At 70.1% G+C, this 12,241-nt stretch carries 8 protein-coding genes and 1 pseudogene; 2 read left to right on the top strand and 7 right to left on the bottom strand.

Going from position 1 to position 12,241, the window contains the following annotated elements:
* Positions 1 to 189: 189 nt before the first annotated feature.
* The 4 genes from ACFY16_RS37530 to ACFY16_RS37515 are packed head-to-tail and all read right to left on the bottom strand — an operon-like array spanning position 190 to position 6,017.
* Positions 190 to 1,494 (bottom strand): MFS transporter, encoded by a 1,305-nt coding sequence (locus ACFY16_RS37530; RefSeq protein ID WP_390651705.1) that lies wholly within the window; start codon positions 1,492 to 1,494, stop codon positions 190 to 192.
* Positions 1,491 to 2,699 (bottom strand): type III PLP-dependent enzyme, encoded by a 1,209-nt coding sequence (locus ACFY16_RS37525; RefSeq protein WP_390651704.1) that lies wholly within the window; start codon positions 2,697 to 2,699, stop codon positions 1,491 to 1,493. The genes ACFY16_RS37530 and ACFY16_RS37525 overlap by 4 nt, the downstream gene beginning before the upstream one ends.
* Entirely contained in the window at positions 2,696 to 4,405 is a 1,710-nt protein-coding gene (locus ACFY16_RS37520; RefSeq protein ID WP_390651703.1) for an IucA/IucC family protein, read from the bottom strand. Before ACFY16_RS37520 ends, ACFY16_RS37525 begins: the two co-directional genes overlap by 4 nt.
* Positions 4,406 to 4,442: 37 nt before the next feature.
* Positions 4,443 to 6,017 carry an IucA/IucC family protein gene (locus ACFY16_RS37515; protein WP_390651702.1) on the bottom strand — a complete coding sequence of 525 codons (1,575 nt, stop codon included), beginning with the start codon at positions 6,015 to 6,017 and terminating at the stop codon, positions 4,443 to 4,445.
* Positions 6,018 to 6,426: 409 nt separating this feature from the next.
* On the opposite strand from ACFY16_RS37515, the gene ACFY16_RS37510 reads away from it, so the two are divergent.
* Both ACFY16_RS37510 and ACFY16_RS37505 read left to right on the top strand, forming a co-directional pair.
* On the top strand, positions 6,427 to 7,188 hold the full coding sequence (locus ACFY16_RS37510) for a response regulator transcription factor (protein ID WP_390651701.1): 762 nt from the start codon (positions 6,427 to 6,429) through the stop codon (positions 7,186 to 7,188).
* Positions 7,185 to 8,648 carry a sensor histidine kinase gene (locus tag ACFY16_RS37505; protein WP_390651700.1) on the top strand — a complete coding sequence of 488 codons (1,464 nt, stop codon included), beginning with the start codon at positions 7,185 to 7,187 and terminating at the stop codon, positions 8,646 to 8,648. Before ACFY16_RS37510 ends, ACFY16_RS37505 begins: the two co-directional genes overlap by 4 nt.
* A gap of 454 nt (positions 8,649 to 9,102) precedes the next feature.
* Here ACFY16_RS37505 and ACFY16_RS37500 read toward each other — a convergent pair whose 3' ends face one another.
* The 3 genes and pseudogenes from ACFY16_RS37500 to ACFY16_RS37490 form a co-directional block, all read right to left on the bottom strand.
* Positions 9,103 to 10,668, bottom strand: coding sequence for an NCS1 family nucleobase:cation symporter-1 (locus tag ACFY16_RS37500; protein ID WP_390651699.1), 1,566 nt, complete (start codon positions 10,666 to 10,668; stop codon positions 9,103 to 9,105).
* Positions 10,669 to 10,901: 233 nt separating this feature from the next.
* Positions 10,902 to 11,081 (bottom strand): annotated as a pseudogene (locus ACFY16_RS37495) (nitrate reductase); the annotation flags it as partial.
* Between the two features lie 129 nt (positions 11,082 to 11,210).
* Positions 11,211 to 12,230 carry a TIGR03842 family LLM class F420-dependent oxidoreductase gene (locus tag ACFY16_RS37490; protein WP_390651698.1) on the bottom strand — a complete coding sequence of 340 codons (1,020 nt, stop codon included), beginning with the start codon at positions 12,228 to 12,230 and terminating at the stop codon, positions 11,211 to 11,213.
* Positions 12,231 to 12,241 lie beyond the last annotated feature (11 nt).

The following is a 12,241-nucleotide window of genomic DNA, read 5'->3' as shown; positions in this document are numbered from 1 at the left end:
CATTCTCGCCACTCCTCAGTCAGCGCCCCGTCCCCCGTCAGCGCCGCGAGGCCACCCACGGATGCCCCCTTGGGGCCTGCCGGGACGCGCTTGCACCCCTGACAGCTCCTACATGTTGTAAGAGTAAGGCGCGCCCGCACTACGCATGCGGCCGCCCCCTGACCAAAGGCGCGAGGCAGCGGGCCGCCATCAGAGGTCGGGCTGCCGCTCTCTCTTCGGCCGGAGCGGAGCAAAGGGTGAGCTGGTCACAGGTGTCGGTTCTGTGATGCGGATCCGCCGTCGGGTTCGGCTCGCGAACAGGACGGAGAGCACGAGCGAGGTGATGAGCGAGATGACGCCGCCCAGGACCAGGGTGAAGCGGGCTCCGAGAGCGTCGGACACCAGGCCGACCAGCGGTGCGCCGACAGGGGTGCCGCCGAGGAGGACGAGAAAGTACACGGACAGGACGCGACCCCGCAGCCGTGGGTCGGCATGGAGCTGGACCAGCGCGTTGGCGGTGGTGGTCACGGTCACCGCGGCACATCCGGTGACGAACAGCAGGACCAGGAACGAGCCATAGCTCGGCATGAGGCCCTGCGCGACTTCCAGTGCGCCGAAGCCGATCGTGGTGGAGGTCAGACGGCGTGCGGTGGGGGGCTTGCCGTGGTTGGCCCAGTAGATCGCGCCGAGGAGGCTGCCCAGAGCGTAGGCGGCGGAGAGGTAGCCAAAGGCGGCGGCGCCTGTGTGGAACACGGTGATGGCGACGAGCGAGATGGTGACCTGGAAGTTGAGGCCGAAGGTGCCGACGAAGGCGATGAGGCTGATCGGCAGGAGCAGTTCCGGGGTGGTGGCGATGTGGCGGAGTGCCTCGCGCGCTCGGGTGCGGCCCGGCCGCGCGCGGACAGGGGCGTCCGGCATGTCGGCACGGATGCTGATCAGGCCGTAGAGGACGGCCAGGTACGAGGCGGTGTTCAGGAGGAACACCGGGCCCGTGCCGAAGGCTGCGACGGTCAGGCCGGCAAGGGCCGGACCGATGGCGCGGGCCATGTTGAACTGGGCGGCGTTCAGGCTGACCGCGCTGGCCGTGCGCTCGTGGGAGACGAGTTCGCAGATGTAGGCGTTGCGGGCGGGACTGTCCACGGCGGTGGCGGCGCCGAGGGCGAAGGCCAGCGCGTAGAGGGACAGCAGGTTCACCGCTCCGGTGACCGTGAGCAGTCCCAGCAGGAGCGACTGGGCGGCCATCGCCGTCTGGGTCAGGAGCAGCGTCCGTCGCTTGGAGTACCGGTCGGCCAGCACGCCTCCGGTCAGGCCGAGCAGGGTCTGCGGCAGGAACTGCAGCGCAGTCACGATGCCGACCGCGCTGCCGCTGTTGCCGGTGGTGTGGAGGACGAGCAGGTCCTGGGCCGCGCGCTGCATCCACGTGCCGACGTTGGAGACCAGCTGTCCGAGCAGGTAGCGCCGGAAATTCGGGACGGCGAGTGCGTGCGTCGCCGGCAGGCGGAGGACGGCGCTCATGACGTATGACGGGCATACGTGTCGCCTGCGACGGGCGCGCCGGTGTCGTCGAGGTGGTGGAAGGTCGGGTGGGGGTGCATGAGGAACGCGTGGTGGGAGATGTTCCACGCGTAGGCGCCGGCCATGGCGAAGGCGACGCGGTCGCCGACGCGCAGCCGTTCGATCATGATCCGGCTTGCCAGTACGTCCTTGGGCGTGCAGAGCTGCCCGACCAGCGTCACCGGCTCGTCCTGGACCTCCGGACGGTTCCAGGGTCGCAGCCAGGTGTCGTCGGGGATCACCTCGAAGGGCTGGTCGTGCTGTTTCGCGGCCGGGGTGCGCAGGTGGTGGGTACCTCCGCGCAGTACGGCGAACGCGTGCCCCCGGCTGAACTTGATGTCCAGGACCTGGGTGACGTACCAGCCGCAGTACGCCGTGACCGAGCGGCCGGGCTCGATCCGCAGGGTGAGGTGGGGGTGGCGGGCGAGGACCCGGCGCAGTCCGGCGCCCAGAGCGGGCCAGTCGAACACCCTGGGCGGATGCGTGTAGTCGACGCCCATTCCGCCGCCCACGTTGACTTCGTGCAGGTCCACTCCGTGATCGCGGGCCCAGCTCTCGGCCCAGGCGAGGACCTTGTCGACGAGCAGGAGATGGGGCTGGGCCTGGAGGCCGCTGGCAAGGTGGAAGTGGAGGCCGCGCAGTCGGACGCCCGGGACCGACTCCAGCACCTCCAGGCAACGGTCCAGTTGTACGGGATCCACGCCGAACGGCCCGCCGCCCATGGCCAGAGCGACTCGGCCCACGTCGACGGGCAGGTTGACGCGCAGCAGGACGTCCACGGTCCGGTCGCCCAACAGGGTGGTGAGCACGCGGAGTTCGTGTTCGCTCTCGATGTGCAGGCGCTCGGCTCCCGCGTCCAGTGCACGGCTGAGCTCCTGCCGCGTCTTGCCGGGACCACCGAAGGCGATCGGTGCGCCCGGGACGATGGCGCGGACGTGGTCCAGTTCCCCGCCGGAGGCCACCTCGAAGCCGTGGACGTGTTCGGCGAGGGTGCGCAGGATCAGGGGGTCGGAGTTGGCCTTGGCCGCGTACAGCAGCTCGACGCGGTCCGGCAGTGCGGCCCGGATCATACGCACGTGTTCGCGCAGGTCGGGCAGGTCGTAGACGTAGGCGGGCAGATCGTCGTCGGGCAGGGCGGCTACGAGGTCGTACATCTCGGGCCTCACCGGACCACCTCGCGGGGGAAGTCCGCGCCGAGCGGGCTGGGCAGGGGCACGTAGGTCGCGTGCCGGTCGGCCTTGCGGGACCAGCGCAGCAGAAGGTTGGCCTTGGCCGGCAGCGGTACGCCGGACAGCAGGGCACGCAGGCGCGGCGGTTCGGCGGCGGTGCGGGCGTAGCCGGCGAGGTGGTCGCGGACCAGGCCCCACAGGGCGGGTTCCAGGGCCGGGTCGAGGTCGGCCAGGGCGCTGAGCATGTCGGCGGTGTGGTTGACCAGGAGGCAGTACGCGACCCGGTTCCAGCCGTGTTCGGGATCGTAGGTGAGGGGACCGCGCACGTCGTCAGGGAGCTCGTCGAGTGCCTGCCCGTGTCGGCCGGGCAGGAGCTTGGTGCCCTCCAGGTCGCGGAAGAACATCTGCGCGGGAGTGCCGTCGGCCTCGACGCCGACGACGACGTTCTGCAGATGGGGTTCGAGCACGACGCCGTGTTCGAAGTAGGCGGCCAGTACCGGCGGCAGCAACAGCCCGAGGTACGCGTCCCACCAGGCCAGGATGGAGCCGTCGCCGCGGGCGAGCAGCTGGGAGACATGGGCTGCGCTGGTCGGATACTCGTCCGCCACCGCGGCGGCGAGCAAGGGTGTGACCCCGGCACGCAGATGGTGGCGCAGGCCGGAGCGGACGATGACGCCGAAGCCCTCCAGGAGGGCGGTGTCGCCGGCCGTGTCGAGGGTGCGGTAGCCGGGCTCGGCCAGGAGCGCGCAGCCCGGGAAGCGGTCGGTGAGCCGGGCGAAGACGGGCTGGAGCAGCCGGTTGAGGGCAACGGCCCCGGACAGCTCATAACTCGCATGCCTGCGGACGCAGTTGGTGAGGCGGACGTTGAGGCTGAACTTCAGGAACGCGTCGGTTTCCGGGGCGTACAGCGTCCGCACCGAGGCGGTCGGCACCAGCTCCGGGCCGCCCGTGCCGGTGTCCACGACATCCCCGGCGGCGACCGCCTCGCGCAGCCGGTCGTGGTCCTTCAGCAGCCGGTACTGCCAGGGGTGCACGGGGAGTACGGCGAACTCCGGGTCGGCCACCGGGTGCAGCGCGTCCAGCACGTGCGGCTCGCCCTCCTCCCGTACGAGGTGGCGGCGTACCGCCAGATAGCGCAGGCGGAAGCGGGTGGCGGTCTCCGGGCCGTACGCCAGCCAGTCCGCCGGATCGCCGGTACGGGCCTTGGGAGTGGGATGGAAACGGTGGCCGAACACCAGGGACTGCTCCGAGGCCACGTACGGGTCCGCGGGCGCCCGGGCGCCCGCCCGCTCCTCCAGTACGTCGCGGATCGTGTCCCGGCTGTCCGCCACCTGGCCCAGGAACTCCTCGTTGACCAGGCCCGTACGCTGTTCCAGTTCCTCCTGGATGCAGCCGGCCAGCTCGCGCCAGTCCACGGTCACCCAGGAATCGCCGTCGAGCCGCTGCACCGAGCCCTCGAAGCGATGCGCTCCGATCAACGAGATCCGACGCAGCGCGGCACGCAACAGAAGGCCCCGGCGGGGCAGTCGTAGCAGGAGGTGATCGTCGACGACCGTCACCTGATGCTCGGGGGCGGACACCTCGCGGATCAGGCAGTTGAGCAGCGTGTGGGTCGTGACGAGGTCGGCCGTCCGCGACGGCTCCGCGGTCGGCGAAAGGACGGTGGTGGCGCTATCGATGTGGGGGGCCGTGTCGGTGGTCATGCGGTCGCTCCAGTGGGACAGCGGTCGGGGTCAGAGGTCAACGGCAGAGCGCCAGGGGGTTGGGCACGGACGTCCATTGCGCGGCACCCGGGTTCTCGGACAGGCGCATGGCGATGGTCGCCTTCAGCGGCATCGTGTCCCCGAAGAACGCTGCCGCGTCCTCCTGGTCCGGCAGGTCGGCGAAAACGCGGCGTCCGGCCTCGGCGACCGTGCCCCACAGCGCCCGTGGCTCAGCCGCCCGGGTCCGGCCGAGGACGTCGACCAGCTCGCTGAAGACCCCGCTGACCAGGCCGCCGAAGAGCTTGGTGCGCAGCGCGTCGATGTCGTCGCCTGCGCGGGTGCCGAGCAGCGGCGGCAGCGTGAAGCCGCATCGGGCCAGGCGGCGCGGGCTGACCCGTACGCCGTCCAAGTCCCGGTACAGCACCCGCACCGGCCGCCCGTTCCGCAGGACGACCAGGGTGTTCTGGCCGTGTGCCTCCAGCGCCACCCCCATGGACAGCAGCGTCAGAGCCGGCGGCAGGACGAGGCCGGCGAGGTCCGCCAGCCAGCGCACCGGGTCCCCCGACACCACGGCGGCTCCGGTCGCGTGCACGGCCGTGAGGGGTACGGCGATCTCCCCGGCGTCGAGGTGGCACTCGGTCGATTCCCGGATCATGGCCGTCAGGCTCGCGGAAGGCTGTCCGTCCACGCGTACCGAGCCGCCGCCCAGCTCCCGCAGGACGCGCAGGCTGCCGCTGTGTCCGGCCTTGTCGAGGACGGCCGCGACCAGCTCGGAGAGCGGGGGCCCGTCGGCGACCTCGGCCGCGGAGATGGTGCGCCGGTAGTTGGTGACCTGGACGTCGAGCGCGGTCTTGACATGGCAGCCGGGCAGCGCGCCCAGAGGTGCGAGGGTACGCAGCGACAGCAGCGGGCGGGCCGCGATCGTCTCCTCCACGACGGCCAGGTCGCGGTGGTGCCGGAGCACGTGGTCCCGCTGCCAGGGGTGCACCGGCAGCAGGTAGGCGTCGCCGTCCCGCAGTGCCCGCGGCCAGTCGCCGGCACCCTGCCAGCGGTCGGCCGGGACCGCGACCAGGGCCAGTCGGACGACCGGGTGGTGTTCGGGCGCATAGGCCAGCACGTCGGCGACGGACATGCCGGTGCGCGTCCGGCAGCAGGGGTGCTGCGGGTGGCCGTCGACGACCGCCTGCTCGGCATCCGCCGAGTCGGCCGGGGAGACCTTCCGGTCCGCGTTCGCGGCTCTGGCGAGGGCCAGGTTGACGACGCTGTTGTCGAGTTCGCCCGCCAGCCGCTCCGCCGCGGCAGTACGCAGGCCGAGCTGTCCCAGCAGCCGGGCCGGGTCGCTGATCGGCCCCTCCGGCCCTGACACGGCGAAGTCCTGCGGAACGTCGCCGAACGGCCGCGCGCCCGCCTCGGCCGCCGAGAGCGAACCGCCCCGTCGCAACTCGACAACCAAAGATCCGGCCTCACGGCGACGCCTGGTCACACCGGGCAGGGGTTCTCGTCCGAAGGCGCCCCACAGGCGGGACAGCACGGTGGCGCGTGCTCCCGGGAGCGCGGTCGCGAAGGGCTCCACCAGCTCCGGGCGGATGCGGCGCAGTTCGTCGATGGGCATGCGGTGTCCCTGGTTCTTGCGGTGGCGGGTGGTCCGGTGGTGCTCCGGTGGCACCGACCGCCCGACCGACGCTACGGGAAGACGATCAAGGGAATTGCCAGAGCGAATACAGCGGGAGGTCGCGGACACCCCCGAAACAGCATGTCGCCCTGCGCGGTTCCGGCCGGTCCAGCCGAGGAGGACGCCAGGGCCCGCGGACTGACCTTGGATCAGGTTCCCACTGTCGCCGGGGAGACCGAGTGCCGGCGTCCGACGTCTTAACTCTTGGCTTACGCCACGCTGGCCAGTCCCTTGATGTCGTCAAGAAGCCGCGCCACAGCGAATGAGCCGACCGTGGAAGATCACTGGCTCGGGGGAGCTTACGGGTTTTGCGCCACGCGCCGTGGCCGGTGTCTGTGAGCCTTTCGGCATGCGTGTCTTGCTGATCGAGGACGACGACCGGGTGGCCGGGCCGTTGGCGGAGGGTCTGCGCCGTTTCGGGTTCACCGTGGAACACGCCAGAACGGGGGCCGAGGGCCTCGCCGCGCCGGAGGTGGCGATGGTGCTGCTGGACCTGGGGCTGCCGGACATGGACGGCATCGACGTGTGCCGGACGCTGAGATCCCGCTCGTCCGTACCGATCATCATGATCACGGCCAGGGACGACGAGGTGGACCGTGTCCTCGGGCTCGAACTGGGTGCGGACGACTACGTCTCCAAGCCGTTCGGCGTACGGGAACTCGTCGCCCGGATCCGGGCCGTCACCCGCCGCGCCCGCCCAGCGGTTCCGGACCCCCAATGTGGATCTTCGAAGCCCTCTGACGGCCTCAGTCGTCCCGGGACGTCCGACATCCAGCGGATCGGCCCTCTGACCATCGACTGTCGCACCCGGCAGGTACGCCTGCACCAGACGTCCATCGCCCTCGCGCCCAAGGAGTTCGACCTGCTCACCTGCCTTGCCGAGGACCCCGGCGCCGTCTGCTCCCGCCGGCAGATTCTCGACGCGGTCTGGGAACCGAACTTCTTCGGCCCCACCAAGACCCTCGACGTCCACATCGCCGCGCTGCGGCGCAAACTCGGCGACGCGTCCTGGATCGAGAACATCCGCGGAATCGGCTTCCGCCTCGTCCCCCCGGCACATCTCGACGCCCCGTCCGCCGCGGTGCAGACGCGCGGCGGAGAGATCCGGTGACCCGTCGCCTCCTGCTCAGCCACCTGAGCCTGATACTGCTCGTCCTGCTCGCCCTCGAAGTGCCCTTCGGCGTCTTCTACGCCCGCAGCGAGCTGGCCCGCTTCTCCCGCACGGCGGAGCAAGGAGCGATGACGCTCGCCGAGGTCTGCGAGGACAAGATGGAGCACGGACTGACAGCCGACCTGCCCGACCTCGCCCTCGCGTACGGGCGGCGGACCGGCGGCACCGTGCTCGTCGCCGACCGCCGGGGCATCGTCCTCACCGACACCGCTGCCCACGCCGTGGTCGGCACGGACCTGTCCGCCGAGCCGGACATCTCCACGGCACTGCACGATCGCCCCACCGTCGGCACGCGCAGGGCCCCGCCCGCAGACAGTGAATTCCTCTTCGTCACCGTGCCGGGCGGGTCCAACCCCGCCGTCGCCTGTGTGGTGCGAACGGTGTACGCGCTGGGCCCGCTCAAGGCCAGGGTTCGCACCACCTGGCTGGTCCTCGCCGGCGTCGGTCTCGGAGTCCTCGCCGCCGCCTCCCTGATCGGGTTCGCTCTCGCGCGCTCGATCACCCGCCCCGTGCAGGCCCTGGAACGGGCCACCGCGCAGCTCGCCGAAGGGCGGATCACCGATCCCCCGGCCACCGACCACGGACCACCGGAACTGCGCAGGCTCGCCGGGTCGTTCACCCGGACCGCGACCCGGCTTCAGCACCTGCTCCAGGCTCAGCAGGCGTTCGCCTCCGACGTGTCACACCAGCTGAAGACACCCCTGACCTCACTACGCCTGCGCCTGGAGAACTTCGAGCCGCACCTCGCCCCCTGCGCCCAGGACAGCCTCGACAAGGCACTCGGAGAGCTGGAGCGGCTCAGCCGCATGGTGCAGGGGCTGCTCGCTCTCGCACGGCTGGAAAACGCCGAGATCCGCGCAGAGGCGACCGACCTCAATGCCGTCGTCTCCGACCGCGCGGACATCTGGACGGCCTTCGCCGCCGAACAGCAGGTCGACATCATCGTGTCCGGAGGCGCGTCCGTGCCGGTGCTGGCAGTCCCCGGCGCACTGGAACAGATCATCGACAACCTGCTCTCCAACGCGCTCCGTGTGTCCGCACCGGGAACCTCCGTCACGCTGGCCGTCATCACCACCCCCACGCAAGGCACCCGCACCCCGCCCATGACCGAGCTGCATGTGATCGACCAGGGCCCCGGCATGACCGAGGCCGAACGGCACAGGGCCTTCGACCGCTTCTGGCGAGCTCCCCACGCCGACCACGACGGCACCGGCCTCGGTCTGCCACTGGTCCGGCACCTCACCCGCGCAGGAGGGGGCCAGGTCACCCTGGAGGCAGCCCCCGGCGGCGGACTCGACGCGGTCGTCCGCCTCCGGCACGCCGAATGCCGCGAGCAGCAGGATCACCTCGTCACCACCGCGGACGTCGACACGGCGGCCCGATCCACACCCGCGCGGTAAGGCGCGGGTGGCCTGTACGCCGATTGCGCACCGCGAGCATCCCGACTCGCAGCCCTACAGTCCGCACACGGTTTCAGTTCAGCGCCGGACTCGCACCGGCTCCCCCGGTGGCGCCTGTCCGGCAGGCCGGTGGTGGGCCTGCCGGACTGCTGGTTCAGCGGCGCGGTGGGCGGCTGCGCGGGTCCGGTGCGGCGGGCCTGGGGGCGGCCCGGACGCCGGTCCGGTTGGCGGGAGGCGTGGCGGGACCGGTGCCGGCCTGCGAGCGTCGAATAGCTTCGCCAGACCGGAAAGGACCTCCGACGCAGGTCAGAGGCCCTTCCCCAAGCAAAGCCGCAGCTAGCGGCAGACGAGTCGGGCTGTACGCCAGGTACTGTCGCGTTCCAGGTGCAGGGGCCGGCCGACGGATACGCCCCGTCCTGCCTGTGCGGGGCGTATTGGTCGGCCGGTCCGCGGTTCAGCTGTCCTGGTTCTGCCCGCGGCTGAGGCTGAGCAGCGTGTAGAGCAGCAGGGCGGAGGCCAGGCCGACCGCCCAGCCGTAGTCGGCCAGCGGCTTGAGGAACGGGATGACACCGTCGGCGGGGAACGGGCCCTGCTTGACGCCCTTGACGACGGTGGAGTATGAGCCGCCGACGGCCAGGACACCTCCGACCACGAAGGCCGCCACCGCGCGCAGGTTCCAACCGCCCGTGTACCAGTACTGGCCCTGAGACTCGTACAACTCCCGCAGTTCCAGGCGGGCTCGGCGCACGATCCAGTAGTCGGCTACGAGGATGCCGGCCACCGTGCCAAGGAGACCTCCGACGAAGCCGAGCCACGTGAAGATGTACACATGCGGGTTGGCGATCAGTTTCCACGGCATGATCAGGACGCCGACCACGCCGGTGATCAGCGCGCCGGTGCGGAAGCTGACCAGCCGTGGCAGCAAGTTGGACAGGTCGTACGCCGGGGAGACGACGTTGGCGGCGATGTTCACCGACAGGGTCGCCACCATCACGATCAGCAGCGCGAACAACGCGCCGACGGTGTTGCTCATCTTCGCGCTCAAGGCGATCGGGTCCCAGATCGGCACCCCGTAGACAGCCTGCGAACCAGACGTGACCAGCACCGACAGGATCGCGAAGAGGGTCATCGTGGTCGGCAAGCCCAGCGCCTGACCCCACAGTTGAGCGCGCTGGCTGCCGCCGAAGCGCGTGAAGTCGGGGATGTTCAGCGACAGGGTAGACCAGAAACCGATCATGCCCATCAGGGAAGGGAAGAAGACCTTCGCGAAGTCGCTTCCCCAGCCGAGACGTGAGGGCTGGTCCAGGAGCGGACCGAAGCCGCCCGCCTTGGCGGCCATGACACCCAGCAGGACCAGCGCGCCGACTATCACCAGCGGCGCCGCCCAGTTCTCGACCCTGCGCAGGGTCTCCATGCCGCGGGTGATGATCGCGACCTCGATCAGCCAGAAGACAACAAACGACAGCCACTGGGTCCACGGCGTGCCCGATATCGTGCCGGCGTTCTGCCAGCCGTGGCCAAACAGTTTGCCGGCGAGCAGGAAGATGCCCTCCCCGCCGATCCAGGTCTGGATGCCGAACCAGCAGCAGGCCACTGCCGCGCGCACCATCGCTGGCAGGTTCGCACCGCGGACCCCGAAGGACGCCCGGGCGAAAACGGGGAACGGGATGCCGTACTTGGTTCCGGCGTGACCGGACAGCAGCATCGGCACCAGCACGATGACGTTCGCCAGCGCGATCGTCAGCACCGCCTGCTTCCAGTCCATCCCCAGCGCCACAAGCCCCGAAGCCAGCGTCCACGAAGGAATACAATGCGCCATGCCCACCCAAAGGGCGAGATAGTTGTAAGTCCCCCACGTACGGCGCTCGATCGCGACTGGCACCAGGTCCGCGTTGGCGAAACGCGAATCGTCCAGCACCGCCGGATCGGACAAGGCGACCCGGCCGTCCGGATACACCTGCTGTGCAACGGCCGGATCGGCCAGGGTTCTTTCACTGGAAGACAACGGAGACCACCTCATATCTCAGAGATCCCTGCAAGGACATGACCCGGGGAGCCTGGACTCAACCCCACGACGACAGAGAGCGAAGGACGAGCCGACCAGCCCCCGCTGACAGAAGCGCCGACGACGAAAGGCCTCCCGCCCCGGCCTACTTTGACTCACATAGCGGACAATTACTCTCCCCGTTAGCGTGATCGCCCACAAAGACGCTGGTCAGCGCCTCCTCGCGGAGTATGTGTTCTCTCTTGCGCGACACACAGCGCGGAGAAGTTGTACGTGGTCCAGGTGCGCTTCTCGACGGGGACCGGCAGCAGGTCCTCGTTGGCGTACGGGCCGCTGGGCAGCGGCGAACCAGGAGCGATCTCCACCCGGCCGTCGGCGAGGGTGACTTGGGAGGTCGGCGGTATGGCCGTGGGAGCGGTGTCGGTCATGGGCAGGCCAATCAAACGAGGGGCGGATCCGGAAAGGCCGTGCGGGCTCCGGCTCCCTCCCCGGGACGGTGGGGAGGGGAGAACAGGAGTGGGGGGATGGAGAGTTGAGCGGGGTTTATGGGTGTGGGGTCAGCCGTTGACCGCCGGGATCACCTGCGCGCCGTACGCGTCGATGACCTTCTCCTGCGCGTCGTGCATGTCGTAGAGGGCGAACTGGTCGACGCCCAGCTCACGCAGCGCGTTCAGCTTCTCGATGTGCTTCTCCACCGGGCCGATGAGGCAGAACCGGTCGACGATCTCGTCGGGCACGAACGCGGTGTCGGGGTTGTCGGCACGTCCGTGGTGGGAGTAGTCGTACCCCTCGCGCGCCTTGATGTAGTCGGTGAGTTCGTCGGGTACGGCGGCGGAGTGCTCGCCGTACTTGGAGACCAGGTCGGCCACGTGGTTGCCGACCATCCCGCCGAACCACCGGCACTGCTCGCGCGCGTGGGCGAGCGCCTCGGGCGAGTCGTCCTCGGTGACGTACGCGGGGGCGGCGACGCAGATCTTGACGTCGGACGGGTCGCGTCCGGCGGCGACGGCCGCGTCCTTGACGGCCTTGACCATGTACTCGGTCAGGTAGAGGTCGGCGAGCTGGAGGATGAACCCGTCGGCCTCCTCGCCGGTCATCTTCAGGGCCTTGGGGCCGTACGCGGCCATCCAGACGGGGAGTTCGGCGCCCGGCTTGATCCACGGGAACTTCACGACCGTACCGCCGAGGTCGGCCTCGTCGCCGCGGCCCAGCGCGCGGATGACCTTCATGGCCTCGCTGATGCGGGCGAGGGTGTTGGGCTTGCGGCCGGCGACGCGCATCGCGGAGTCGCCGCGGCCGATGCCGCACACCGTGCGGTTGCCGAACATGTCGTTGAGGGTGGCGAAGGTGGAGGCGGTGACCTCCCAGGTGCGGGTGCCGGGGTTCGTGACCATCGGGCCGACCGTCAGCTTCGACGTGTTGGAGAGGATCTGGCTGTAGATCACGAACGGCTCCTGCCACAGCACGGCGGAGTCGAAGGTCCAGCCGTACGAGAAGCCGTTGCGCTCGGCGCGCTTCATCAGGCTGATGACCCGCGAGGCAGGCGGGTCCGTCTGCAGGACGAGTCCGAAGTCCATGTGCGCCACTC

Source organism: Streptomyces sp. NPDC001315 (assembly GCF_042896175.1).
Taxonomy (GTDB): domain Bacteria; phylum Actinomycetota; class Actinomycetes; order Streptomycetales; family Streptomycetaceae; genus Streptomyces.
Note: the sequence above shows the minus strand (reverse complement) of the source record. Positions and strands in the feature narration are given on the sequence as shown.

Coding starts and splice junctions, on each gene's coding strand:
- ACFY16_RS37530 (WP_390651705.1), bottom strand. CDS start 1,494: ATGAGCGCCGTCCTCCGCCTGCCGGCGACGCACGCACTCGCCGTCCCG.
- ACFY16_RS37520 (WP_390651703.1), bottom strand. CDS start 4,405: ATGACCACCGACACGGCCCCCCACATCGATAGCGCCACCACCGTCCTT.
- ACFY16_RS37515 (WP_390651702.1), bottom strand. CDS start 6,017: ATGCCCATCGACGAACTGCGCCGCATCCGCCCGGAGCTGGTGGAGCCC.
- ACFY16_RS37510 (WP_390651701.1), top strand. CDS start 6,427: ATGCGTGTCTTGCTGATCGAGGACGACGACCGGGTGGCCGGGCCGTTG.
- ACFY16_RS37500 (WP_390651699.1), bottom strand. CDS start 10,668: ATGAGGTGGTCTCCGTTGTCTTCCAGTGAAAGAACCCTGGCCGATCCG.
- ACFY16_RS37490 (WP_390651698.1), bottom strand. CDS start 12,230: ATGGACTTCGGACTCGTCCTGCAGACGGACCCGCCTGCCTCGCGGGTC.